Genomic DNA, 25,650 nt, shown 5'->3' with positions numbered 1-25,650 from the left:
GCTGTGAGCGATAAAAAAATGCTTAGAATTTAAAGAAGTGTTGCTCGCAATGCTTTATATTGTGACTGAATAAAATTAGTGCCATATCGTCTTTCTAAGCGTCTAACGGTGAAATGACCTTCAGCCATATTTTGAAAATGATTAATGAAGACCGTATTGATAATCGCCCCTGTTGCAGCACCGATAACGGGTACTGCTTGAACTGCCGCTTTTTCAGACACAACGATACCAAAGCGTGCAGCAATTTGGGTAATCAAGCGTATGATGACAGGCGCACTGGCTTCTGCCCCCCCTTTAACCACTAAGTATTCACTGGCTTCTGTTATTGCTTTTGCAAGCGCGATGCGAATGGCTAAATAGCCACTTTCACTACCATCATCAACATCTGTTTGTGGACTACCTAAAGCAAAGACTTCCAAACAAGCAAGTTGAGATTGCGGATTTTGAATATTTTCACCATGACTACAGGCGGTTGCTAAAATTGAACGCATTATTAATGTTGTTGAGATAGGCAGTTCAACAGCGACACCCCATAAACCAAATGCCCCGCCAATAGCGCCACTAGTTCCTACTAAAAATTGATGCCAACCATGATTAGATTCTCGCGTGTCATCACTCAATGAGGCCGTTGCAACACTTAAGGCTGTTTGCAATGCTGTAGTAATGCCATCATTAAGCTTAACTTGATAATTATTTGGTAGATATTTCATGATACTTTCAATGGGCATACCAACATAATTAGTCAGCTTTATAGCAAAACTAGGATTTTCTAAGATTAAAATTGCATTTTTTAAATCTTGATGATCAGTCGGTGTAAGCATCGTTTTAACGCCTCTGGTGATTTGATAAAACAATAAGTAACAAGCATATCATTCGTTATGAGTAGCACAGAATTTATGGCTTTCTCAAATTCTACCCGTTACAGTAGAATCCGTTTGAACTTTATAAGAAAAAGTAAGCTATTTAATTACCCGTCTGCCAAAATTTCCACATAACCTTTTTCTGTTTAGCCCCCCAAGCATTTCACGCTTTTCGCTAGAATGTCGCATTCGAACAATTGCAAAAAAATTAGGCTCACTCCATACTGACAACATGAAATTAACAGCCCATTACACGTCTGGATTTGTCAGTTGGTGGGAGTCGCTTGAAGCACCTGAACAAGTGGCTTTACATCACGCTATCATTAATTTGCTTAAACCCGAAACATTGATGAGTTTACATGCGCATACACAATACGCTCAAATGGGCGAGTTACATGTAACACATGAGCATTACACCTATAATATTTTATATGCTTTTGATTTAAAACAATCAACAATTGTTTTAGTCGGTGGTACAAAAAACCTTTCCTGTGCGTTGCAATAAATGATTTTCCGATTGAAAGAATTCTGGGTAGGAATACTGACGTGAGTCTTTTATTTTTGATTTTTTTATTAGTGTTTGTGAGTACAGCCGTTGCGGCTTATCCTACACACCTATTAGCGGTGCGCTTTATGGCAAAGCAAACCCGCTTAAGATGGTGTATTTTGGCGTTGTTAAGCACATGGTTGTTGCTGTTAATCGTTTGGTTAATCAGTCTAGTATCAGGACAAATTGCTTACCCTTTACTATTCATTGTTTTTGCCTTAGCAAGCATCATATTTTCCCGTTTGTTGGGGACTCATTTATCACAGGGTGCGATGATACTGGGCGGCGGATTGGGTGTATCCGTGTTTTTTATGTTGCTGCTCATTTGGTCGTTTGACTTGGGGACAAGGTTATATCCTCTTTCAGCACAAGAGCTTGTCGCTCGTTTTAATGTTTTGCGTCAAGTAGAAATGGCGACAAATGAAATCTGCCAATGCGGCATAGATGCGCGTTGCTTGACAGATAAAGCCGATGCTTTCACACAGTTACAACAACAAGCGGACACCTTTTCTTTTAAAACGGCTGAACTTAATCGCTTGCAACGAGCAGTTAATCAGGCTGATGCCTGTTCCGCTATTGTTCGGCAAACAGAAGAAGCGCAAACATTAGCAATGCAAGCGAAAACACCGCAACATTCAAGTCATTTAATAGATGTCAAAACAAATAGCTTGAGCCATCAAGCGACTATTAGTAATGAAGAAACAACCGCTACCCCCACGTTTAAGCCCGTTACTGATTTACAAGATATCCGACGTTTTATTAAAAAACAGGTATATATCATAAAAATCAACGGAGATATTCAAGAAGGTTATTTAGTGGGTATGACTTCACAAGAAATCATTATTCAACAAAAAATGACCCCGAGTGCTTTTGCTATTCATGTTCCACTCTCCGATATTTTTGAGCTACAAGCACTTTACTAAAACTTATGGACACAGATTATCAGCAATACATTACAGGTGTCATCCTTGCGGGAGGGCGGGCAGTACGGATGGGCGGGCAAGATAAAGGCCTAGTCGATTTGAACGATAGAAAAATGATTGAGTATGTTATCGATGCCTTGCGTCCACAAGTTGCGAGCTTATTTATCAACGCCAATCGGCATCAAACAGAATATGCTCATCTAGGACAATGTCCTGTGATTGCAGATAACTACGGTAATTATGAAGGCCCTTTAGCAGGGATGTTGAGTGGACTGCATAACGCACAGACCGATTATGTTTTGTTTGTCCCCTGTGATTCCCCTTTATTAACCAGCTCTCTTGCTCAACGCCTTTATAGCGCATTAGTACAAAATCAAGCAGACATTAGTATTGCCAGTGATAATCAACGGTTACAACCTGTTTTTGTATTGATAAAACGGGATTTACTCACCGCATTACGGCAATTTTTAGCCAATGGTGAACGTAAAGTAGAACGCTGGTATGCATCGCAAGCCGTGATAACGGTTGATTTTTCTGATGTGCCTGATACTTTTTTAAATATTAATACCCCCGAAGAAAAACAAACTCTTTTACACCGTTTACAACAATGACCGCCTTCTCACATTCCCCACTCGCCCAAATTCCCCTCATTGGTTTTGCCGCCTTCAGTGGCACAGGAAAAACAACTTTACTATTAAAAATCTTACCCTTACTCAAAGCAAGTGGTTTACGTGTGGGCGTAATAAAACACGCACACCACCAGTTTGATATAGACCATGAGGGCAAAGACAGTTATAGACTGCGTAAAGAAGGCGGAGTCACACAACTGCTAATTGCCTCACGACAACGCTGGGCATTGATGACTGAAACCGAAGAACAACACAATGAACCCAATTTACAACAGGTTCTAGCCCATTTAAATCAAAAGGAATTAGATTTAATACTGGTAGAAGGCTTTAAACATGAATCTTTTCCTAAAATAGAACTTCATCGCCCTAGTTTACATAAACCGCTTCTTTTTCCTGAAGATAAAACCATTATTGCTATTGCTTGTGACGCACCCTTAACAATCACTGTTGCCCTACCCCTATTAGATATTAACCAACCTGATGAAATTGCAAACTTCATTAAAAATAAAATACTATCATCAAAACAACCCTTATCCGTATTAACGCATTTTAACGCCGCTGGCGAAGCCCAAATGGTAGATGTTGGCGAAAAAGCCAGCACACAACGGACAGCGATAGCCGAAGGGTTTATTACCATGCAAACCAGTACGTTAGAACTCATCATGACAAACGGGCATAAGAAAGGCGACGTATTAGGCATTGCCCGTATTGCAGGCATCATGGCGAGTAAAAAAACCAGCGATTTAATTCCACTGTGTCACCCCTTAATGTTAAGCAATGTCACGGTGGATTTAGAAGCCCTACCTGAAAAACGCGCAATTTATTGTCAAGCAACGGTTAAAACACAAGGACAAACAGGAGTAGAAATGGAGGCACTCATGGCAGTACAAATCGCACTCCTAACTGTTTATGATATGTGCAAAGCCGTTGATCGAGGCATGACAATAGAACATGTACAACTTATAAAAAAAGCAGGCGGTAAATCAGGATTATGGGAGCGCAACAGATAAGGTTACGTAAAAAGTCAGCATTTACAACGCATCGTCCAAAAACCTTACGTTACATCTTATTGTTATTTCTCATTGCATGGGCCTATTGGTTTTTTATGAATGAGACAAAAATGGCAAATAACACAGAAAATAGAATTTCTCCTGAAATAATAGAAAAACTACAAATTGCCATACAGGAAAAAGGGCTAACATGGGGTACGCCGATTTTTATTCGCATTTTTAAACAAGAAAAACAACTAGAAGTTTGGCTAGAAAAAAATAATGAATTTGTTTTATTTAAAACCTATCCCATTTGCACTTATTCAGGCGAATTAGGCAGTAAAAAACGCGAAGGCGATAAACAAAGTCCAGAAGGTTTTTATTTTGTAACCCCCGCACAAATGAATCCCAACAGCCAATATCATTTAGCCTTTAACCTTGGTTTTCCAAACGATTATGACCGCGCAAAAAAATGGACAGGTAGCGCGCTAATGGTACACGGTGGCTGTGTCTCGATAGGCTGTTACGCAATGACAGACCCTTTTATTGAAGAAATTTACACACTTGCAGACGTTGCCTTACAAAAGGGACAAAGCTTTTTTCGTGTGCATATTTTCCCTTTCCGCATGACGGAAGAAAACCTACAATCACACGCCAATTCTGTTTGGTCAGCTTTTTGGCTTAATTTAAAAGCAGGCTATGATTTTTTTGAACAATATCAACGTCCCCCTAATGTAAAAGTTAAAAACAGTCTTTATATTTTTGAGGCTTCTTAATGGATTTCTTTAATTAGTAGTGCTAAAAAAATAATGCTTTGTTGTAATCATTAATGAAAAAAATGATAGCCCCGATATAATTTTCTATCTTCTTGGAGAAAGATAAGGTTTTCCTCACGATGGTATCTTTAAGGCTCGCAGTTTTAAAAAAATCGCATGAGACAGTCGGTTATTAATTTCTGGACTAGTACTACTTATTAGAGGTAATTAAGGTATTCATCGTTTGAAACCACTTAATGACCTCGTCATAAGCATCTATCTCTTTAAGTAAATCTACCGTCATATTATTTGTGGCTTCTTTACAAAGAAAAATTTTCACAAGATTTTTCTTCCATCCCTCCTTATTTATTCTCCCTGCAATAAAACAATTTATTTTTTCATTACAATTAGTTATCTCTTGTTGAGAAAAGCTAACGTTAACCGCTTTCGCAGAAAGAGCTTTATTGATAGCTTGGCTATGAATATAACATTCAATCTCTTTTTTTTCAGTAAACTGAGCGCTACAATTAGGACGTTTGTTTATTTCCTCTACACACTTAAGATAAATATCTGGTTTCTTTTCATCCTTATCATATAAATGAAATTCTGGACGAGAAAATCCTTCTAATCTACAAATCCATAAATCCATACTACGAAAACCACCAATGGGAATAAATACTATTTGTCCGCTATCATCAAGCGATTGTAAATCTGGTATTTTTTCTTCATGCTCTCTTCTTAAAACGAAAGACATCTGTTTTAAAAAGTCAATGTCTGTTCTTCCCTCTACCATAATGAACAATTTAACATTGTGTTCGGGCAAAATACCTAAAGTTCTTACAATTTTGTGATTAATCTCATCGGTTCCACCTTTATTTATGCATTTTTTACCACTTTCTTGGTCTTGATGTATAAAACGCATAGCCGTTGTATCAAGCAACCGAGCTAAAACAGGCGTGTGAGTTGTAATCAAAATTTGATTCATACTAGATAACTCAGATAGTGCCTCAAATAAAAGCCGTTGATAGTTAGGGTGTTGGCTAGTTTCAGGCTCTTCAATAGCGTAAATAACGCTATTTTCTCCTTCTGATAATTCAGCTTTAGCTCTGAAAAAACTTAGTAGAATTAATCTTCTTACACCACTTCCGCGTTTATTAATGGGAATATCATTATCACCGATAATACTTGTCTTAAACACACTAGCCCACTTATCAAGTTTAAAATCAGAAAACTGAGGTTTAAGAGTAGTAGCAAGATTATCATCTAGTTCACAAAGTTTATCTAATGTGCGTTGAGTAACTTTACTCACTTCATCTTTTACAAACTCAGAAATAGCGTCTAACTCATTTGTCTTAGTTTTAAGTGCTTCTTTAATTGCAATTGTTAAAGGGTCTTGTGCTTCCGCATCTTGATCATTACTAGGACGATCTGACTTAAATAATGCAAATAAAGGGAGTTTACTTTGAATATTTCCCCAAATTTTTTTAGCATTTCCATCAGCTAATGAAATTAACTGTTCATCTAACTGAAGCTGAGTTTCCCCTATTTGATCACGAATAGCACGACGAAGAGACGAATTACACCGTTCATCATCAGCCGAAACTCCAGCCTCCCTAGCACGTTTCTTTAATTTGTCATTAGTTAGTGTAATTAAATCTTTAGCATTCTCATGAGTGGGATGAAAAGCTTTCAATTCGAATTTAGATTTAGGTTTTTCTAAAGAAGCATCAAAAGTTTTGTGTATTTCCAATTGCTTATTTAAATTCAATAAATACTCAACTTGTAACGTTGTTGATGCCTCCTCGTCTAATACAATAGATTCTGGTAGTTCATCAAAAACGCAAATAATTGCAACATCTTGGGCATCACCAGTCTTACAAGCATCATGTTTATCTAAAGGCACGTCGTTAAAAAAAATGTCTAATGCATCTAAAACTGTAGATTTTCCAGCATCATTACAGCCCAAAAGGGCTGTTATTTTTTTTTCAATATCAATTGTTACTTCTTCCTTATAAGAGCGAAAATTCCGTAATCGTACTTGTACAAGTTTCATGTTAAACACCTTTAGTTAATTATCATTATGTGGAAAATCATGTAATGCCATCTCAATTGTTGTATCTAGTTTCGCTCTTAACTCCGTTATTTTTTTAATAACACTAGATAAACTCTTCTCAACTGTATCTTTAGTCTTTTCTAAGTCATTTTGAATCTTCTCAAAATCCTGTACGTTATTTTTTAACTCTAGCAAACGATTATTAAGCAAATTGGCAATCCAAGCGGCTTGTTCTGTTTGATTTGTTTCTATAGCCTGCGGAAGCATTACTTCTAAAATCTTACGTGCAGTTCCATATGCCCATAAATGTCCTTGCCCCCCCATTAAATCAGAAACAACAAAAACCCCTATTTTGCTTCCATTACTTATTATCTTAAAATCACCAGTAACGTTTGAAATATCTGTATGCAATGATATAAAACAACCAAGGCTGACCTGTTGTGAGTCTAAGTCACGCCAAAATTTTTGTACTTCGTCAGAAGGAACTGTTTTTGTGTAATCTTTAACTTCAATAAAGATACGATGTTTAAATGAATCTGGAGTAGCAACAATATCAGTAAATCTTGCTTTTGAGGATACATACTCAAAGGAATCATCCCTGAAATATGTTTTCAACGACTCAAAAATAACTTCACAAGATAAAGAGCCTTTTTTAGCAGGTTTAGATACAGCGGAAATAGTGTTGCTCAATGTTTCATGTAATTGATTCAACAAAGTAGCAATACTGTTTAACTTTTCAATTGGTGGGGTAAGTTTATTCAGTTCAGTACTTACGGTTTGTGGAATTGTTCCCTCCAAATGCTTACCCATCAGTTCCATTTGATGAGAAAGAGCAGTGGTAACAGAACTAACCTGATGAACAAGTTTGTCGGTGATTGGTGTAAAATGCTCTTGAATGCTCTGTTGATTAGTTGTTAATTGAGCGTAGTTGATAACTGCATCTCCAAGAATAATATACTTCGCAGCAGTTTGTCCTCGCTCTTGCTCTGAAAAACGGCTAAGAATTTCAATAGCCATCTTATCTGTCAATTTTATTTCCATGATTGTTCCTTAATCCGCTTTGTAGAGTGTTTTTTCTTTTTTTACAGTGTTGAAGCGTTTAATAACTATCTCATAGAGTTAAAGTTGATGCAAGATGTAATCAATTGAGGACAATTAATTTTTTCCAAAAGAGTTTTATCCTAAAAAGTCGGTTTTTTTAACGGCAGTATCATTACTTCTTCAAAAACGCCGCCGTACTAATACCCGCTTGTGTCAAAATTGCTTTTAATGTTCCCTCGGGCATATCGCCTGTGTGGTTTGGGATAGTGGTGTAACGATTTGTTGTGGCGTTGTACTAAATCTCATGACCTCCTGCTGCTTGGCGGTGAAGTTCAAAGCCTAATGTACTTAATCGACTGACTATTTCACGATATTTAAAGCCTAATAACCGTCCCATTTATACTCCAATCACTAAAGCGCAATCAAAGGCTGGAATCTTACGGATATTTTGCGCTTGTGCTTGCAATAGACACTTTGCGACATCTTGAGCAATCATGATTGTCTCCTCTAATGTCTCAGCTTGAGTAACTAGACCTTACACGTCTTTTGAGGTCGCTAAGTAATAGCCTTCGGGAAGTTTTTCTATATGCAGTCTGATAAGTGTTTCCATCATGTCTCCAATTAGGGACAACAGCCTGTTGTCCTTTAATCATGATCCCAATGTTCCCTATTGAGAATTACGAACGGGTTTTATCTTTTCCCTAACAAACTTATTTTGATTTTGACTTGAAGAGGCCATGCGTAGCACCCCTTTTGTGTATCTCAACAGTGAACCTGCAAAACAAAAGAAAATCCACACAACAATAATCAGTCAAAAAACAGTATTTAGTTATATCAGTTATTAGTAGTCTGTGTTTAGCCGAATTCGGAAAATCCACCTCTTGATAAAACCAACGTGGATTTAAGCGCAAATGAGATTATTTCTATCTCAATTATTAAGTGATATAGCAACCAATACACCCTGTACGAACTCCAAGCCTTAACCCTGACAGAAATCATATAACAATATGCGTAAACAGGCGTTATTAACTTTGTCGTGGACACAGTTTAATCGGGATACACAGAGTTTACGCTTGCACAAAACAAAATCAGGGAAGCCCCGAACCGTGCCTTTAAATCAGATTGCCTTGTCTGAACTGCAGCGATGTAGAAATGGACGGTTTGTATTTCAGATTGAGGGGCGGGCGATTCGGGATATTAAGCACAGTTTTGCAAGTGTTTGTCGGTTAGCGGGAATTGTGGATTGTACGCCTCACACCTTACGCCGTACCTTCTTTGTTGTTCTTTTCTATTACATCGAATATTTAGTTGTTTTAGGATTCTCTGCGGGTAGAGAAAAACAGTGTAAATAATTAAACCCTTAACATATCTTTAAGTATGTTAGTTTTTAAAAACTACGTCACTGACGTATAATGTACCTATGGTAATTATAGAACCCCCCATTTTTACGAAACTTATTAAAGCATTAATGAGCGATGATGAATATAAGGACTTGCAAGAGGCTTTAATCAACCGCCCAGAGAGAGGTGTTTTAATTAAAAATAGTGGTGGACTTAGAAAAATACGTTGGGCGTTAGAAGGACGTGGTAAAAGTGGCGGTGTAAGGATTATCTATTACTGGATGTCTCAAGATAACCAATTGTATATGTTACTTGTTTATCCTAAAAATGAACAAGATAACTTAACCGATGCACAAATAGCCTCACTGAAGCAAATTGTAGAGAAGTGGTCATTATGAAAGATGAATTATTTAACCAATTGATGGAAAGCGTCACCCAAGCGGATGAGATTATTCAAGGCAAAATGAATTCGCAACAGGTAACTAATTTTGAAGAACCCATCGTGAAAGCGATTCGTGCTAAAACGGGGCTAACTCAAAGTCGTTTTGCTGATGCGATAGGCGTAAGCAAACGTACTTTGGAAAATTGGGAGCAAGGTCGTCGACATCCAACAGGTTCAGCACGTGCGTTATTAAGAATTCTTGAGGCTGACCCTAAAAGTGTTGCTCTCTTAAAAAGCCAGTTTTTATCAAAAGCTTAATTTTGTTAAAACCACTCTCTTTTCTCGTCTGTACTTCCTCAACTATTAAGCTGTTCGTCAAAGCTAGAACTACATTAATGCTTAAAAGATATTTATGTTTGATAGAACCCCGTTGCTTTCTGAACGGCAACCAAAGGCAAACAACGGCAACATCTCAGCATGTGCAATCTGATTGCTTTCAATAAGCCCGTCCTAAGAATGTACAGAAGAAACTTAGCGCATACGTCCTGAGATAACACTCGCTCGCTCGTGTAAGGGGGAAGGAACTCTCCCCCCTTCGTGCGTTTACACGCACTACCCCCACCGCTTCCGTCTATTTTCGCGAAAATATCTCATTAAGCCTGATAAATCCTACCCGCGAAAAATAGTCTACAGCGTGCTACTTTGAAAAGAATAAGCATAAAATAAATAAAAGAAAAAACCTAAAACCTATCTGTAAAAGGTAAAATTGCAAAAAGCAGGCCATCATCTTGTAAAATAATGTTGTAATTCAGCAGTTTAATGTAATATTTCGATTGAAAAAGGGCTTGAAAAACGCTATAATGTTATTGAAATCAACTAATAGCGTGGAGTTTCCAACATGAAAGCCTACAATCGTGAAGCCACTAAAACCCTTAGAATCCCTGTTTCTCGTACTGCTGAAATAGAGGAATACCTACGCACAGTCCCAGCAGATAAAGCCGAAAAGGTGTTAGAAATGATTGCAGAATATTTAGGAATCCCACGCCAACGCGAACCTGTGCAATTGACACTGGTCAAAACGGAAACCCACGCAGAGATAACCGCGCCAGAGGGACAATTAAGCCTTGTCGAAAATGTTCAGCTTGTGAAGCTGGAAAACGAGTTAAAAGAGAAGGAAGAGAAAGCGGGAGAACTGCAAAACGAGCTGGAAACGTGCAAGCGGTCACTGGAGAACGCGGAAACAAAATTGAATGGCTTAAAAACGGTTTTAGCGACCTTTAAGACAAAATCACATCCAACCTCACCACGTTGGGAACATGCACGGAAATTATTGGCAGAACTAGAAAGCGTCGTTAATGCAAACGTGCCTCAAGATAAGCCTCTAGCTGATTAAGTAATTCAAGTGCAAATTGCTGTTCTAGCTTTAACCCTGAATCCGCTACGTAAGGAATCGGAAACCCGTCCTTAATTATCCGTTCTATCTCAGGAATGGCTTTAATTGTTGGATGGTCTATATATAATGGCTTAATCATGAACTTAATAAAAAAAATAGGGCTGCTGCGGCAATGTCCTATTAACGTTAAAAGAGCCTGCATATCGTGCTGTTCTCTTGCATCATTGCGCATATATTTTTCCTTTCTATGAAATGGTAGGCAAAAGAAAGTCCCACAATTCATGCAAAAATAAAAAGAATAAAATCATTATATTAAGCTGTAACAGTTCACGGATTGTAATAAGTGACCTTTCTAATACAATAACCCTCTTCAGCAAATCGCCCTGTTCTCTTGCATCATTACACATATATTTTTCCTTTCAAGTTTTAAAAACTAATCGGGAACGGTGATTTTTCTTCTTTTTTAACTGTTGAATCGGGAATTGTTGCCTGTAACATAACCCAAATATCCCCACGCGTTAATGCAACCCCGCCCCGCCAATAGAACGATTGCCAGCCGTACTGTGCTAACTCTTGGTCAGTCGTTTGGTCTTTAGGTTTGCCATTGTCTTCAAAAACCAGCGTAAATTTTGGACGACCTGCAAAATCAAACAGGTTTAAAACACGTACTTGATAAACGCGCATCATTTGCACAAGAAAATCTTTATCATAAATACGCGCAAACGAAGGTACATGCTCCGCACTGGCAAATATATCGCAGTGTTGAACTTGTTGCGTTTTAACGGGAATAGCAGCAGCATCCTCTTTTTTATCGCCGTTCCATGAAGAATAAAGCCAAAACATAGAAGCGATAAACACGATAACAGGTATCAAATTAAACATAGTGGCGAAGGAAAATTGAAAGTGATGTGTCGATTTCTTACCCAGATATTGCGGCGGCAAAACGGTATAGAAAGAACGCATATCCACGCCGTTTAATTGTTCCATATCAGGGGCAAGAAAACGTTGCCGAGTGTTATAAGCTTTATGTGTCCAAGCAGAACGAAAAAACTTGCGTCCTTTCCTACCTGTTTTCGTGCCTATTTTTGAAGCATCAGAATACGTAATAGCAACATGAAATTCTGGGAAAAAATGGCGAGAGTCTTCAGGAACTAAATTTTTAAAATTCTTATGAACAACAATCTGGTCTATGTATTGTTCACGAATGCGCTTATCGAGCGTGGAAAGGTCATGAATAATATAAATAACGTTCCAGCCATATTTGCCTGAATGGATAACCCATTGTAAAAGTTTTTCCCTATCATCCCCTTGCCATTTACGCGAATCAAACGATAAAGCAGCCTCATCAATAATTAACAGCCCGTTGTTATCATCGCTGTAATTGTCTTCAGAAAGAACAAAATTAGTGGACAATGGCACGCCAAAAAATAAAGGCTGATTCTGTTTATCTCTTAAATAACCATGCCCTAAATTGTCCAACATCTCCGCAGTGGGAACGTCAGAAATACGCAGCAATAAATCGTTATATTTTAAATTTTTCGGGAGTGCTAAATGCTCAACATAAACATCAATATTAGTGAGAACCCGCCGACCTTTAGAGAGATAACGTTTTACCCGTTCTATAGCGTGTTTAGACTTGCCTGAACGTTTTGTACCTTGATAGACAATATCCATTATTTAAGGACTAGCAGAAGCAGCCGCCCGTGCAGCCATGCGCGCAGCAACCGCTAACTTATAGCGATAAATTAATAAAATGAGTTTAATAGCAGCGATTGCAGAGATACAAGCAATTAAATTCGGTGGAGAAATCAAACCGATGGCCATTTTAACGCCTGACGGTGTAGTGACATAAAGCAGAGAGAAAACAGATAAAACAAGATTAATAATAGCCGTTGTCAACATAACCCACGCAATAAGCCAAGCAATATGACGTTTATAACCCGCCATGAGAGCCAGTATATAATTTCTATGAAAATCAGCTATTGCGTCATGTATAGCCTTAAAAATTGCGCCCACCGTTTACCCCTTCACCACATTGATTGAACGGCCTAACTCAGCCATTAATAAATTCCAAATTGTAAAACAGGTATAAACGGCCAACACCCAACTTAAAATAGTTCTGAATAGTTCAAATCTCTCACACATACCCTTGCCCCAATTTTCACCGTGTGGCGTTAGCCATACAGGGTCAGTACAAGTACACCCCTCATCTAACATGCCTATAGGCAACGCCCCCATAATGCTGGTAGTCCAGCTATAAAATGGAATTGTAACGGTCGCAATGGCAGGGTCGCCCACTGTAATATCTGTAATCCCAGTAATTTTAACAGCCGCACAAGAACCACCGGTCGACAATGCACCCGCAGGGCTTTTACCGATAACGTCCAAATCTTTTAAAATACTGCCAGAAGTGTCTGCTAATTTAGTGCTTAAAGTGCGAACCTCCGTATCAATAACCGCTATTGCGTCAATTATTTCAGGTGCGATAAGTTCCATTGTGTAACAGGGTTCTAGCGGTGAACAACTAGGCAAATCATCTAAAGCCTCCTCAATTTCAGCTAATTTTTTATGAGTTTCTTCATCAGATACTTTACACCCCGCACCCGTTGCACATTCTTTTAAAATACGGATATTGTCATCTATGGGAGATAGTTTTGTGGTAATAATTCGCAATTCCGCCGTATTATCTCTAATTTGAATTAACGTAGGCGTAATCGTAGTATGTAGATAATCTTCTAAATCTTTATTGCTGACACGACAGGGCGCAGTGTCAGAAAAACCGCATTCTCGACGATCTTTAAAATAATCTTTCACGGTTTGGTGCATACTCTGCAATTCTTCATGCACTCTTTTATCATAAACTTTACATTCAATAATCACTGAAACTAAACAAGAATCCTTAACCATTTTTTGCATATCTTTCAAAGTTACATCAACATAACCCAACGTTTCCGATATATCCTTAGATTCTTTTAATATAAGCTCGACATTATCCGCTTGAGCAGATACAACTTTTTCCAATGCCTTTAAATCTTTAATTAACTCATCATCTTCAACTTTACATTTTGATTGTATAGAACCACAAGGTTCTTTTATCTTATTGTCTATAGAGGTTAATTTATCTACTTGTTTAGTTAACTCTGGCAAAATTTGCTCTCTAATTAAACGATAAAGATAAATATCAAAAACAGCGCAACCATCCGCAGGCTGTCCCGTCCAAAATGTAGCTGTTCCATCAGAATGACCAATAGACCCCACCCCAAAAACCCCACCCGATGAATAACTACGCGTACAATCACCATCAGCTAACGAAACAAGTTTTTCAGTTGCATCAACAACCTTACCGAGCGCATCAACAGCTTGACCAACACCCGTCGATATTTTGCCCGTATCTGTTCCAATCTTATCTGTATTTGTTGATATTTTGCCCGTATCCGTTCCAATCTTATCTATACCCGTCGATATTTTGCCCGTATCCGTTCCAACCTTATCTATACCCGTCGATATTTTGCCCGTATCTGTTCCAATCTTATCTGTATTTGTTGATATTTTGCCCGTATCCGTTCCAACCTTATCGGTACTGACCTTTAAATTATCCATTTTGTCAGAAACCGCTTTAGTGTTATCTGCTGTTGCTTTAGTGTTATTGCCTGTTACCTCCGCATAATCTTTTAAGTCTCTTATGTCAAGGCGACCACTTTCAAGACCCTCTTTAATCGATTCCAATTGGGTAGAAAGTCCTTTTACATCCTTTCCTATTGCCTCACGTTGTTTATTACCTAAATCTTGCGATTCAAGTTGTTTTTGCATACTTGCAAGGGTTTGCTCTTTAGCCCGAACATATTCCGCTGTTTGTGCATCCATAGAAGTTTTTATCTGAGAATTAATTGTTTTTATGTCTTGAGAAACCGCTAAACTATCCTGAGCTGTTCTAATAGCTGATGCATTGTGTTGGCGTTGTTCTAAAAAATAAGGAGAATAATCTTCAGGTAACTTGTCCTTTATAGCGGATAAAACACCAGATATTTCCTCAGATGAATCTAACATTTTTCCATTTTGTTGCTTCATATCAGTCAACAAAGTCACAGACTCAGAAGATTTATTAATGACGCTTTCCATTTGTTGACTAATACCTGATAAACCCGCAGAAGAAGCTGAACCATTCACATAAGTCTGCGTTAATAACTGGCTCAACGTTGAATTACCCGTTTCCGTTAAATGAATAAATTCAGCACCTTGTTTATATGTAAGCCAATCGCAATATTTCATATCCTTGCCACAATACCCCTCACCACTAGGGCATTCACTGGCAGACCGACACGGTGCATCAGGCAATTCATCGGCAACCTCAGCAACATCATCAGGCGGTAATTCGGGCGGGTCAGGCACTTCTTGCGCTACATCACCATCATCAACGCAATGCGAGGTTTCCTGAGTTCCCATCGTTTCCCAATGCTGACCAGCAGGACAATCAGGAATACTGTCATCTTGAGATTCTTTTTTACAAGTGTCGACCCATTCCGTTTCATTCCAATATCGCCAATGATAAAAACTACGCCCCGCGATTTTACAAACTTCCTCACATTGACCCTCTAACGTAGTCTGTTTTGTCCCCGAACAAGCATCAGTTGTATCCATACAATTATAATCATAATCTTTATTAATTATCGCCATACACGCATCATCAGACGTATTGTCTTCTTTTGTTGTACAAGATGAAGTTGTATAGCCACAATCTCCCGCCCCCTTACAAAAAGAGATAACGCCATTTACATTCAATTGTTGACACGTTGCGGGAGTTGAATTAGAAACATCAGAAACATCTGGAGAGGTACAAGTTCTATTGTCATACATACAACTGCATTCATCAGGATTACTAGAAAAAGAAGTATGTAAACAAGCACAATAAGGCTTATCTGTATCCGTACCCGTTGGCGTAGGATTAGCAACACAATACTGATTATTAAACGGAACAGCAGAACCCGAATCAGTATCAGAATCATTAGAATTACTAGGAGGCGGACAATCATAAACCCACTTTTGATTGTGCATCTTATAATAATCATAAACCCAGCAACTATGACCACCACCACCCAAAATGTAATCACCTAAATCATTATCGACAGCACAGGCAAAAGCATCAACACCATAACAAACAGCTTGCCAAACTCTAACGCCACCCACAGAAGAGGTTGAATAACTAACATCATTTTGCTCAATAGAACTACCATTACAAAGAGGCTGCAAATAGTTAAGACCATAATTCTTACATTGTTGCAAAGCATCAGAATAACTAGCCGCATAAGCAGGCATTGCAACCATGCTAAAAATCAAAGTTAAAATTGCAATGCCCTTAAACATGATTAACCCGCCTTATAAACCAAGCGAATGAAAATACCAATTACCCACATACCACTGACAACCGCAGCAATAAACGGCCATGCCAATACTAATAAAGAATCAAAATCCGCCGTCATTTGAGTAAATGCCAGCCCAACAGCAGGGTCTAACGCCGCACTAGCAGGCGACAACAACAACATGGCTGATAACCAAAGAACCCCCACCAATGCGACAAGAGATAACGCACCCGTAAAAAACCCCGCCTTAAAATCGCGTGGAGTTCTCCACAAAGCAATGAACGGCTCAGTTGCTAAATTCATTAATGAATACTCCTAATAAATTGAATAAACGCCAAAATAAAATAACCAGAGGAAAAGCCAAGCCCAAATAAACTTAGGCAATAACCCACCAACACAGGAACGTCGAGCATTTTCCCCACCCTTTACCACCGCAACAACAAACCAGTGGCAAATCCACCAAAGAGGCTAAAAACCATTAAGCCCACTTGTAAAACCTGATTAATGTTATTAAGCAATTGAATGTCAGATAAAACAGGCTCTACCAATTCACCAAACACCGACGCATAAGCAACAAAGCCATAAGGTGCAGATAACGCAGAAATACACCCCTGCATATCGTAGTGTTTAGTGGCGTACAACTGACAATAAGACGGGTCAAACCCCTCAAAACGACTAGCACAAATGGCATATAAGCCCGTTGTCACTTGCGTATCCGTCAGATTGCCACGTACAGCCGTACAAGCCTCAAGGGGCAAACTGAAAAACAAAAGCAAAAATAAAAACGCTTTCATGTATCCAATTGGTAACACTAAGCAACTTTAGCGGGAATAGGCGGGGGAGACATAGAGAACGCCGAACTTTTATTAAAAAGCCCCTGAAGAAATGGCACAAACTGACCCGAACTCGAATCAATAAGAAAACCATCCGTTGCATAAAATGCCGCTTTACCGCCTGATGTAATCATTTCTAATTCAAGCTCACACAAACAAGGCAAATGTCCAGATTTACCCAATTTTTCAACTAAATCAGGTTCACATTTTACCTTTTGGACTTCATGCCCATACTTACCCTTGCGCATTGTTGGCGGTTTTAAAGAAACAACCTGCAAAGAACCGTAAGAATCACCTTCACCATCAAAACGGTCAGCCAACACCACTAAAAATTTATCTTTCATACAAAACCCTCAATTGGTAACGATAAACGACGCGGTACTCTTTCAGGAGAAACCAATGAAGAAACAATTTCAGCATCTGATACCCCTAAATCATTACGTAATACATTGAATAAACCGCCATAACTTGCTTTAGCGTGTTTTTTAAGATGCGACAAAGAAACTACAAATTGCGGAGAATCATAACCAAGCTTGATGACTTGGCTTAAATTTTGTGGATTAACATGAGAAGGCGGGGGAAGCGTGACCCCATTAAAAAGATGTGGATACAAACCTGTTAAAAACGCATCAGGCGCATTAACCGCCTCTAAGGGAATCGTACACTTAACGGCTCTAGCCTCTACCTCTACCCTAAACCAATGACCAAAAGGATTATCGACCTCACAATCTGCCAACTGGTAAGCTTTTTCGTAACAACGCACAAAACGCGCAGCAGAACGACGACCCACATAAAGCGTATAGCCGCCCGCTTTTTCACCATCCAACGCTTTAGGTTCTATCGTGTTAAAACGAGGATAAACCCCACGCGCACCCGCAAAAGCACCCCGATTATAAAGTTGCATCATGTCATCAAAGCCAACTTTACCGTCGAGATAATCAACAGCCAAATCAATACGATTAATTTTGGGCTGATATATTTCTAAACGTTCCAGAATTGCCGAAAAGTCCACATGCTGACAACCCACCGCAGACAAACTAATAAACAAGCCCGCGTTATACTGCGTAAAATCGCTTTTTTTCGCCCGAGTAATCCCAATAATGCCAGCCACATCAAAGCGATTGCCTAATGTTTTACGCTCAACAATATAAGATTCTTGATAGTTATACATACCAGACGGACGTTTAACTAAACGGGCTTTAAAACCAAATTGCTCAAGGAGTGACAAACAATATTCAAGCAACTCAGACATTGATAAATTATCAATCTCATCAGATGCACCTTGTGGTTTAAAAGAAAAAACAAGAAAATCAATAATGGGTAAATAGGACATGTTGTAAACCTCTATTTAGACACAAGAAGGTTACAACAAAAGTTATAGAGGGTGTTAGGGGGGTAATTTTTTTTATTTGAAGGATGTTAAAAGAGAATAAAAACAACGGACACAGCCCATTTTTATCGATATCCCCCCCGTATTACTATAGGGGGGAACGGGAAAGGGGAGGCTTGGGCTAGCCGTTCGTCCCTCACGGCATACCCAAACCCCCCCTTTTCTTATTCCCTCAATTTACTCACACGGATTTTTTTGACCTTCTGAATAGAAATAAGCAACACCCTCAAATTCGCATTTAAGAAGCGCATTACTATTTGCTTTAGGCGACGCAGATAATGAAAAATTAAAGTTTTTAGCAAGGGCTTGAACTTTTTGAATATATTCTGTTTCAGCACAGTTTCTTGTTTGAGCACATAAATACTTAGAAATCATATAAGACCCTAAATAATAAGGCTTTGCTTTATCTAATCTATTGAATTTAATATGTAAACGTTCACCTATAGAAAATAAATGACGTACAACATCCGAATAACTATCTGTTGCTTTTGCCGATTCTAAAAGACGAATATATACAGATAAATAGCTAGCCTCTTGTTCAGTAAAAGACTGCACTGGAATATTCGCTAATACAAAAGCGCGCACACTATCGAATTGCTGAACCGAAGACGAAACAGCAGGTCGAGATTGTTGGACTGAAGATTGAACCGTGGATTGAATAGGTAAAGGTTTTACCGACTGAAGGCTATCAATCTGATTAACCAAACTAACTAATTTATTTTGTTGATATTTAACTATATTAGAAAGTCTATTTATTTCTGCACCATACGCTTCAATTCGACGTTGCGAATCAACGTTTTCTCGTCGTAATGCTCGAGCAATAGCTGTTTGTTGTTCCAATTCTTGATAACTCGCTTGAACGAAAAAATAACCCAATATCAACGTAGCAATAAAAAGCACATAGCCAAACGGCGCAAACAATGATAAAGAACTATCAGAAGCATAACTGTATGGTTTTGGCTGAGAAAAAACATCTTGCGAAGACGATTTTATTCTTTGTTTCTTGCCAATGAAGATATAAAGCAATAAACCGAAAAAAGGAAAACAAATAAGAGCCAACAACCAGATTAATTTATCAGTGCCTTCAAAACGGCTTGATAAACAATCAATAAGTGAATTAACCCACAGTATTATATAGAAAATAATAAATAACAAAGCCAACGAAAAAGGAGTAAAAAAGAAATCGATATATTGTTCCAGAAACTCCATAGGTTTTATCCTTTGCTTTTGACTTTAATCAGTTAAATAAGCCATACTTATTGAGGACAAAAAAGAGGTTTGGACTAGCCACTTATGGCATGCCCAAACCTCTTCTTTTATTCAATACTCGCTACAGCATTATTTGGTTGGAACTGGACCAAAAGATAACCCATTTGAGGTTGCGAGATAAATCACGCCATTACTGATATAAATACCATGTACTGTGTCACCACCAAGACCTTGAGCTACGCTCTTACGAATGGTAAAGGTTTCACCACCATCAGTGGAAACAGAGAAGCCACCACCATGAGTACCCGCATAAATCTTTGAGCCATCAACATAAAGACCATATACTTCGTTAGCACCTAAGCCATTTGCTGTAGTCTTATTAACGAATGTAAAACCACCATTTTTGGAAATAGATAAACCACCAGCCGTTGCGGCATAAACAAAACCGGTTGTGGCTGATACGCGGATTCTATGCACATGACTGCTTCCTGTACCTGTAGAGGTCGCTCGAGGGTCACAACCAATAAAAACACCATAAGTAAATGTTCCACAATATATTTTTGAACCAGCAATGGTTATGTCTGATGCACTCAAAGTATAACCAGGAACAGCCATGAATTCAGAGAAACTGTCACCATTATTCGTGGATTTAAATGTTCTGCTAGCTGTAACGTAAACAGTAGTTCCTGAAGCATAAACACTATATAAATAATTATAACCTGGTGATAACCCAGGCATATTTTTGTTGGTAAAACTGTAGCCACCGTCTTTAGAAATGGCTAGTCCGTCACTATGGGTTGCGGCATAAACGTATGTTCCTACAACCTTTACATCCACAATCCAACCCACAGGATAGTTAGTAAAACTAGCCCCGCCATTTCTAGAAATGGACAGTCCACTAGCCGTTCCAGCATAAATATTTGAACCACTGACAACAACAGAATACACAAAATTACTACCTAGACCATTACCTGTATATCTAGTAGTAAATTCTGCTGCGAAAGTGGAAGATAAATAAAGCATACTCAAGGACAAAGCAAAAAATACGATGCCACTTCTTACGAGTTTTAAAATAGATGACATAGATTACCTACCCTTATTGGATTTAGAATTTTCATTTAAAAAACAGCTATGCGTGAAATGCGTTTTTATATTCTCATGTTTTATATAGGATTACAAGTAATCTGAAATAATGTTTTTTATTACTTAGTGTTAGATTCAGTCTAAAAACAAAAAAGCCTTTATATATTGATTATAAAGGCCTTTTTAATGCGTTTTTTTGTCATCACCAATCCTTGAAAACAAGCAAGAAGGTTTTTTGTCTTTTCCCTACTAAACCTGTTTTGCTTTTGACTTTAATCAGTTAAACAAGCTGTGCTTATAGTCACATGTTCTATATGACTTTTCAAGCAGGCTATGCGTAGCACTCCTTATCGTATAACAAACAGTGAAATCTGCTCCGACCGTTGCTAAAAAGCAACAATAAGAAAACAGCAACCATTGTTTATAAGCCACAAGATAAGTGAACCAGCAGAACGAGAAAACCGCGGTTGTGCGTAGCACTCCTTTTTGGATGAGTGAACGCACCGAGAGAAAGGGAAAAAAAGCCATACCGTAAAAATCACACACGGTTTTCTTGTGTGTGTGTTTTTCAGTAATAAGTCAAAAGACAGTATTTAGTTATATTAGTTATTAGTAGTCTGTGTTTAGCCGCATTCGGAAAAGCTACATCTTGATAAAACCAGCATGGATTTTTCGCTATATGGAGGGACAAAATTTTTTAGCTAACTGCCTTATGCCTAAATTTATTTGACTCAACAAAGGCATACATAACCTTTTTTATAATAACAACCTCATCAGGCGATAACGTTTCCAACAGTTCAGATAGTCGTTTAACTTCTCTTTCCAAAACTGGCGAAGGTTCTTCACCATAAAGAGCCGCCACAGAAACATCTAAATACTTTGCAATATCATAAAGCATACTAGATGTTACATCAGATAAACCCGCTTCAATTTTAGACAAAAAACTACGGTCAAACCCTAAAGCTTCAGCCAGTTCTTGTTGGGTCAATCCTTTTGTTTTGCGAGCCTGCCGAATACGGCGACCTATATCAATTTGAATGCTCATATTTACAAATTTTAAATGATAAATGTGCATATTTCGCACATTGTATTGAAATGTTCATTAGAATCACATATAGTGAAAATGTGAATGTAAGGCACTATAAAAAAATGAACGAAAAAATTAAAACAGCTAGAAAAAAAGCAGGGCTAAAACAAGAAGAATTAGCAATGCTCGCGAAAATAGGCAGAACGACGCTTTCAAAAATAGAAAATTGTAAGCAAGGAATTAGCCTTGTCCAACTGAGACGTATAGCCAACGCTCTAAAAATAGACATCACGGAACTTGTGAAAAACGACTAACGAGATGCAAGGAATAATCCGCTTAGCGTCAAAAGATACAACGAAAACAGAACCACAAACAATCATGAAAATAACTAAAGAAAAGAGACTCGGAATAATTCGAGTAAAAAAAGAAAAAGACTACACACGTATAAATAACGGAATCCTAAACGATTTAAGGCTATCAATGAGTGCGACAGGGCTAGCGTGTCGGTTACTTGAAAAGCGTAACGACTGGGTTATCAACGTTGCGTACTTAGTCAATAACTATCAAGAAGGTGAATACAAGATACGGAAAATAATTAAAGAATTGGTTTCATTTGGATATATGCAAGTTGAAAGTTTACGCAACGAAAAAGGCCAATTCATAGGCAACCAATACACCCTATACGAACACCCAAGCCTTAACCCTGATTATGAAGCATCAGAAATTATTGAAACAGAAGAAATTGAAGCGATTGAAATTGAAAAACCCCGACCGTTAATGACAGAACAACCTGAAACAATTGAAGAACCCGAAAAATTAATTTTTGACTATGCCTTAAAAGACTACAGCGAACAAATGCAACGGGAAGCCTGCAAAGTCTTGCAAGGTGTGCCAAACCCTCAAGCAGTTTTGGACGAATTGAATCAGAACCTATCACAAGGAACGGTCAAAAACCCCAGTGGATTTTTAATAAGTTTGGCACAACGGGCAAAGAATGGAAATTTCATTGCAACAAATCAATTGGCAGAGAAGCGACGCAAAAGAGCAGAACGGGAAAAATGGGAAGCCATGCAACAGCCCGAGATTTCCGCAGAGGAGCAAGCGAAAAAGAAAGCAGAAGGGATTAAAGCCAGAGAGGAATTAAGGCAAATGAACACGCGAATGAAGGGTATAAAGCCCACGATTTCCGCAGAGGAGCAAGAGAAAAATACGAATCGAATCAGAGAGGAATTAAGGCAAATACAAATAGAGAAAATGAAGAGTATGGGAATGCAACCATGAAAAAGCAATTCAAGGCATTAACGCAAGAAGAATACAAATTATGGTGGCGGTTTTACCGAGTGGCAGAAAAAGCCAGCACAAGACAAGTACACGGATATCCAAGTGATATATCAGCAAATTTAAAAGGGATATATCTGAAAAGACGGCATAAATACCAGAGCAAGACCATGTTGTATAAACGCTCGATTGCAGGGAGACCGTTTTAAATGAAAATGTTTTTGCTGATAACGGGAATAATTTTTATCGGTTGGCTGTTAGAGAAAGGACTGAAGTTTTTACGTGAACGGGGAATCATTCCCATAGACAGGAGAAAATCATGAACCTAAGCGATATAGGGGAAGCGTTAAAAAAAGAGTTGGGATTAACCAAAGCAATGATGCTACAAAAAGGACTGATAACCGAAGAGGGGAAGCTAACTAAAAAGGGGATAAAAAAGTTAGATGAAATCGCAGTTTTAAAACGCCCAGAACAATATGAAATCGGCCCACCAAGACAACCAAGAGGCTACGAGGATTAAACACATGCACTGCAATAATGAAGACACCGCCCCAGCGTGGAGAGGCGTTAGCTCAGGAAGTATTCACGGAACGCTACAAAAAACTAAACCCGCTTTTTAAACCAACAACCCTAAGCGATGTAACGAGCATTGCTTAGGGCATACAACTAATCAGGACAACGCTAATGTTAATCCATACAGTGCAAGCATTCAATGGGGAACACGATGAATAATCACAACCCCGCCCAATCTTCAATCGCACCCGCTTTAAATGTTATCGGTATCTGCATGTTATTAGTGGGTATTTTAACCGCAATTTACCTGTACCAATCTTTTGCCGTCACGCTCTTAGAAAAAGTTATTTATGGCTTATTCGGTTTTTTCTTTTCGCTACTCAGTGGTGTTTTACCCGTTGCTAGTCATCACTTAGGGCGTGCAGGTCACGGCTCACTTGCCATTGTCGCTTGGCTTATTTGGTTTACGGTGTGTTTTGCTATTGGCACTCAGACACATCTAGGCTTTATGGCGAATTCACAAGCGCATTACGAACAGGAAACCGCTAGAAATAGCCTAGCTTCTCAGGTTGCTAAAAGTGACCTTGAACAAGCAAACGGCAAACTCGAAACCTTAAGCCAATATGCGAGCCTAGACGTTGAGGCTTTAACCGTTCAGAAGAATACACTGGAAAGTGAATTAAACAATTTGAACACGAGTTTATCGGCTTGTCCTGCAAACTTCTTTAAGAACTGCATTAACCCGCTTAAGGCTCAAATAAGCGAACAAGAAAAAGCCTTACAAACGGTTGTCACTTCATTAACTGCCTTTCAACAATATCAAGGAGCGATTAACTCCAAAAGCCTAGCCTTAAGTGCCATGCAATCCGCAGGGATGATAAAGGACACCGATAGCATGGTACACCCCTTATTCATCACCCAAGCCCGTTTAATGTCTTTCAATCCCTCACTGATGCAATCTTTTTTCCTCGCTTTTTCTGCGGTTGCTTATGAAGTTTTAACCGCATTCGTTCTGCTGTTGGGTTCTAAGTTGTCAGTTGCAACCTATCAAAACACCCGCGCGGGTTATCAAGTCAATACACGACCTCAATATCAACAATTGCCACGTTATGAAGACGATGACGAAATAGAGTTGTTCCTACCTGTTGATGAAAAAAAAAGTAACCAGCCGGTAGACGAGCTGGTAAATAACCAGCCGGTAGACGAGCTGGTAAGTAACCAGCTGGTAAACGAGCTGGTAAATAACCAGCTGGTAATAGAAGGCGTTGAATTTGTGCCTTCAGAACTCAGTGGCATTGCCAGCAAGGGACGTGTCGGGAAAAAAGATCATTGTGTCGAATGTGGCAATGAGTTTGTAGTAAAGGCGTATCAGCAAGTACGTTGCCCAACGTGTAGCGAAAAAGCACGGGTGAGTTATCGCGGTACGTTGAAGCAGGGTAAAAAAGCATGAGCAAAAATATAACAGCGGTGTTTGATGTAGCCGTTCAACAATGGCGCTTTAATAGGTTAGGCGTTGAGGGATTGAATAACTATTTTGTTGGTGCTTTTAATGCCTGTAATGTTCTTATAGGAAGAGAGAAAACACAAAAAATTTTATGCGAGTATTACGGCATAATACAAACGTTAAACAAGCAATTAAATGATTTAGGCGTGTATGACGACCCTGTAAATAAAGCATGGTACGAATACACACATAAATTACACATCTATCAACGACCAGAAGGATATTTTGGCAGTTACATAGTGCGGGCATATTTCCGCCAAACAACAAACCAAGGGGTTAGGATAAAACAGGAGTTTATAGACGTACTTAATGAAAGTCGTGAAAATATTATCGGTTATACCGTAAGACTGCAAAGAACAGATTCAAAGTCTTACGAAGCTGAAGGCGAGCTTGTAGGGATACACAGGGTTATTAATGGGAATGATGCAAGTGTAGGATATGTAGAGCTTAATAGGCTTGACAGACATTTGAAAGTCGGCAAAAAATCCTTAAGAGAAGACTAATTAACCGCGCCCTATTGGGCGCATTTTTTTTGGGGAAGAAC

General features: G+C 38.6%; 30 protein-coding genes and 3 pseudogenes. 16 read left to right on the top strand and 17 right to left on the bottom strand.

Annotation, left to right across the window (positions count from 1 at the left end):
* Window positions 1–29 precede the first annotated feature (29 nt).
* Window positions 30–821 carry an EcsC family protein gene (locus AL038_RS00290; protein WP_101539139.1) on the bottom strand — a complete coding sequence of 264 codons (792 nt, stop codon included), beginning with the start codon at window positions 819–821 and terminating at the stop codon, window positions 30–32.
* A 271-nt stretch (window positions 822–1,092) separates the two neighbouring features.
* On the opposite strand from AL038_RS00290, the gene AL038_RS00285 reads away from it, so the two are divergent.
* The 6 genes and pseudogenes from AL038_RS00285 to AL038_RS00260 all read left to right on the top strand — a co-directional run bounded on the left by AL038_RS00285 (window position 1,093) and on the right by AL038_RS00260 (window position 4,724).
* Window positions 1,093–1,365: a type II toxin-antitoxin system RelE/ParE family toxin gene (locus tag AL038_RS00285; RefSeq protein ID WP_062147315.1), complete on the top strand. Its 273-nt coding sequence runs from the start codon at window positions 1,093–1,095 to the stop codon at window positions 1,363–1,365.
* Between the two features lie 41 nt (window positions 1,366–1,406).
* Window positions 1,407–2,330 (top strand): hypothetical protein, encoded by a 924-nt coding sequence (locus AL038_RS00280; protein ID WP_062147311.1) that lies wholly within the window; start codon window positions 1,407–1,409, stop codon window positions 2,328–2,330.
* Between the two features lie 5 nt (window positions 2,331–2,335).
* The gene (mobA, locus tag AL038_RS00275; protein ID WP_062147308.1) at window positions 2,336–2,941 is read left to right on the top strand and encodes a molybdenum cofactor guanylyltransferase MobA; all 606 of its coding nucleotides are present in this window, start codon (window positions 2,336–2,338) and stop codon (window positions 2,939–2,941) included.
* Window positions 2,938–3,402 (top strand): annotated as a pseudogene (mobB, locus tag AL038_RS00270) (molybdopterin-guanine dinucleotide biosynthesis protein B); the annotation flags it as partial. The gene mobA and the pseudogene mobB, both read left to right, overlap by 4 nt.
* A gap of 129 nt (window positions 3,403–3,531) precedes the next feature.
* A complete protein-coding gene (gene moaC / locus AL038_RS00265) occupies window positions 3,532–3,969 on the top strand; it encodes a cyclic pyranopterin monophosphate synthase MoaC (protein WP_062155271.1) in 438 nt (145 codons plus the stop codon).
* 110 nt (window positions 3,970–4,079) lie between these two features.
* Window positions 4,080–4,724, top strand: coding sequence for a L,D-transpeptidase family protein (locus AL038_RS00260; protein ID WP_201800112.1), 645 nt, complete (start codon window positions 4,080–4,082; stop codon window positions 4,722–4,724).
* 22 nt (window positions 4,725–4,746) lie between these two features.
* Here the strand turns inward: AL038_RS00260 and AL038_RS18370 are convergent.
* From AL038_RS18370 to AL038_RS19000, 5 genes and pseudogenes are all read right to left on the bottom strand, one after another.
* Window positions 4,747–4,845 (bottom strand): annotated as a pseudogene (locus AL038_RS18370) (IS1 family transposase); the annotation flags it as partial.
* A 69-nt stretch (window positions 4,846–4,914) separates the two neighbouring features.
* Window positions 4,915–6,756 carry an ATP-binding protein gene (locus AL038_RS00255; protein WP_062147305.1) on the bottom strand — a complete coding sequence of 614 codons (1,842 nt, stop codon included), beginning with the start codon at window positions 6,754–6,756 and terminating at the stop codon, window positions 4,915–4,917.
* 15 nt (window positions 6,757–6,771) lie between these two features.
* Window positions 6,772–7,797, bottom strand: coding sequence for a restriction endonuclease (locus tag AL038_RS00250; protein ID WP_062147302.1), 1,026 nt, complete (start codon window positions 7,795–7,797; stop codon window positions 6,772–6,774).
* Window positions 7,798–7,969: 172 nt separating this feature from the next.
* Window positions 7,970–8,071, bottom strand: a pseudogene (locus AL038_RS18895) (type II toxin-antitoxin system HicA family toxin); the annotation flags it as partial.
* A 21-nt stretch (window positions 8,072–8,092) separates the two neighbouring features.
* Window positions 8,093–8,194: a type II toxin-antitoxin system HicA family toxin gene (locus AL038_RS19000; RefSeq protein WP_474117482.1), complete on the bottom strand. Its 102-nt coding sequence runs from the start codon at window positions 8,192–8,194 to the stop codon at window positions 8,093–8,095.
* A gap of 610 nt (window positions 8,195–8,804) precedes the next feature.
* On the opposite strand from AL038_RS19000, the gene AL038_RS00235 reads away from it, so the two are divergent.
* From AL038_RS00235 to AL038_RS00220, 4 genes are all read left to right on the top strand, one after another.
* A complete protein-coding gene (locus tag AL038_RS00235; RefSeq protein WP_062147299.1) occupies window positions 8,805–9,149 on the top strand; it encodes a tyrosine-type recombinase/integrase in 345 nt (114 codons plus the stop codon).
* 68 nt (window positions 9,150–9,217) lie between these two features.
* Window positions 9,218–9,535 carry a type II toxin-antitoxin system RelE/ParE family toxin gene (locus AL038_RS00230; protein ID WP_062147296.1) on the top strand — a complete coding sequence of 106 codons (318 nt, stop codon included), beginning with the start codon at window positions 9,218–9,220 and terminating at the stop codon, window positions 9,533–9,535.
* Window positions 9,532–9,837, top strand: a complete 306-nt coding sequence (gene nadS, locus AL038_RS00225) for a NadS family protein (protein WP_062147293.1) — start codon at window positions 9,532–9,534, stop codon at window positions 9,835–9,837. Before AL038_RS00230 ends, nadS begins: the two co-directional genes overlap by 4 nt.
* Before the next feature lie 580 nt (window positions 9,838–10,417).
* The gene (locus tag AL038_RS00220) at window positions 10,418–10,912 is read left to right on the top strand and encodes a hypothetical protein (RefSeq protein ID WP_062147290.1); all 495 of its coding nucleotides are present in this window, start codon (window positions 10,418–10,420) and stop codon (window positions 10,910–10,912) included.
* Here AL038_RS00220 and AL038_RS00215 read toward each other — a convergent pair.
* From AL038_RS00215 to AL038_RS00165, 11 genes are all read right to left on the bottom strand, one after another.
* Window positions 10,872–11,144 carry a hypothetical protein gene (locus tag AL038_RS00215; RefSeq protein WP_062147288.1) on the bottom strand — a complete coding sequence of 91 codons (273 nt, stop codon included), beginning with the start codon at window positions 11,142–11,144 and terminating at the stop codon, window positions 10,872–10,874. The two genes, AL038_RS00220 and AL038_RS00215, sit on opposite strands and share 41 nt — an antisense overlap.
* 194 nt (window positions 11,145–11,338) lie before the next feature.
* Window positions 11,339–12,586, bottom strand: a complete 1,248-nt coding sequence (locus AL038_RS00210) for a zonular occludens toxin domain-containing protein (protein ID WP_062147285.1) — start codon at window positions 12,584–12,586, stop codon at window positions 11,339–11,341.
* A 3-nt stretch (window positions 12,587–12,589) separates the two neighbouring features.
* Window positions 12,590–12,928 carry a DUF5455 family protein gene (locus AL038_RS00205; protein WP_062147283.1) on the bottom strand — a complete coding sequence of 113 codons (339 nt, stop codon included), beginning with the start codon at window positions 12,926–12,928 and terminating at the stop codon, window positions 12,590–12,592.
* A gap of 3 nt (window positions 12,929–12,931) precedes the next feature.
* Window positions 12,932–16,273 carry a hypothetical protein gene (locus tag AL038_RS00200; protein ID WP_062147281.1) on the bottom strand — a complete coding sequence of 1,114 codons (3,342 nt, stop codon included), beginning with the start codon at window positions 16,271–16,273 and terminating at the stop codon, window positions 12,932–12,934.
* 2 nt (window positions 16,274–16,275) lie between these two features.
* A complete protein-coding gene (locus AL038_RS00195; RefSeq protein WP_062147279.1) occupies window positions 16,276–16,572 on the bottom strand; it encodes a hypothetical protein in 297 nt (98 codons plus the stop codon).
* A gap of 122 nt (window positions 16,573–16,694) precedes the next feature.
* Window positions 16,695–17,063, bottom strand: a complete 369-nt coding sequence (locus AL038_RS00190) for a hypothetical protein (protein WP_062147276.1) — start codon at window positions 17,061–17,063, stop codon at window positions 16,695–16,697.
* Between the two features lie 17 nt (window positions 17,064–17,080).
* The gene (locus tag AL038_RS00185) at window positions 17,081–17,446 is read right to left on the bottom strand and encodes a hypothetical protein (RefSeq protein WP_062147272.1); all 366 of its coding nucleotides are present in this window, start codon (window positions 17,444–17,446) and stop codon (window positions 17,081–17,083) included.
* Window positions 17,443–18,435, bottom strand: a complete 993-nt coding sequence (locus tag AL038_RS00180; protein ID WP_062147269.1) for a replication initiation factor domain-containing protein — start codon at window positions 18,433–18,435, stop codon at window positions 17,443–17,445. The genes AL038_RS00185 and AL038_RS00180 overlap by 4 nt, the downstream gene beginning before the upstream one ends.
* A 234-nt stretch (window positions 18,436–18,669) precedes the next feature.
* Window positions 18,670–19,701: a PLD nuclease N-terminal domain-containing protein gene (locus AL038_RS00175; protein WP_066246080.1), complete on the bottom strand. Its 1,032-nt coding sequence runs from the start codon at window positions 19,699–19,701 to the stop codon at window positions 18,670–18,672.
* 129 nt (window positions 19,702–19,830) lie between these two features.
* Window positions 19,831–20,784, bottom strand: a complete 954-nt coding sequence (locus tag AL038_RS00170; protein ID WP_062147266.1) for a ligand-binding sensor domain-containing protein — start codon at window positions 20,782–20,784, stop codon at window positions 19,831–19,833.
* Between the two features lie 697 nt (window positions 20,785–21,481).
* A complete protein-coding gene (locus AL038_RS00165) occupies window positions 21,482–21,859 on the bottom strand; it encodes a helix-turn-helix domain-containing protein (protein ID WP_062147263.1) in 378 nt (125 codons plus the stop codon).
* 74 nt (window positions 21,860–21,933) lie between these two features.
* Here AL038_RS00165 and AL038_RS00160 point away from each other — a divergent pair, with 74 nt between their 5' ends.
* From AL038_RS00160 to AL038_RS00135, 6 genes are all read left to right on the top strand, one after another.
* Entirely contained in the window at window positions 21,934–22,125 is a 192-nt protein-coding gene (locus AL038_RS00160) for a helix-turn-helix domain-containing protein (RefSeq protein ID WP_101539231.1), read from the top strand.
* A 166-nt stretch (window positions 22,126–22,291) separates the two neighbouring features.
* The gene (locus AL038_RS00155) at window positions 22,292–23,092 is read left to right on the top strand and encodes a hypothetical protein (protein WP_145917033.1); all 801 of its coding nucleotides are present in this window, start codon (window positions 22,292–22,294) and stop codon (window positions 23,090–23,092) included.
* Entirely contained in the window at window positions 23,089–23,298 is a 210-nt protein-coding gene (locus tag AL038_RS00150; protein ID WP_062147253.1) for a hypothetical protein, read from the top strand. Before AL038_RS00155 ends, AL038_RS00150 begins: the two co-directional genes overlap by 4 nt.
* A gap of 110 nt (window positions 23,299–23,408) precedes the next feature.
* Window positions 23,409–23,609, top strand: a complete 201-nt coding sequence (locus AL038_RS00145; protein ID WP_062147250.1) for a hypothetical protein — start codon at window positions 23,409–23,411, stop codon at window positions 23,607–23,609.
* 204 nt (window positions 23,610–23,813) lie between these two features.
* Window positions 23,814–25,052, top strand: a complete 1,239-nt coding sequence (locus AL038_RS00140) for a hypothetical protein (RefSeq protein ID WP_062147247.1) — start codon at window positions 23,814–23,816, stop codon at window positions 25,050–25,052.
* A complete protein-coding gene (locus AL038_RS00135) occupies window positions 25,049–25,609 on the top strand; it encodes a hypothetical protein (protein ID WP_062147244.1) in 561 nt (186 codons plus the stop codon). Before AL038_RS00140 ends, AL038_RS00135 begins: the two co-directional genes overlap by 4 nt.
* The last annotated feature ends 41 nt before the right edge of the window (window positions 25,610–25,650 follow it).

It is taken from the genome of Beggiatoa leptomitoformis (assembly GCF_001305575.3).
Lineage (GTDB): Bacteria > Pseudomonadota > Gammaproteobacteria > Beggiatoales > Beggiatoaceae > Beggiatoa > Beggiatoa leptomitoformis.
The sequence above is the reverse complement of the archived record's forward strand: the minus strand, read 5'-3'. Positions and strand labels throughout refer to the sequence as shown.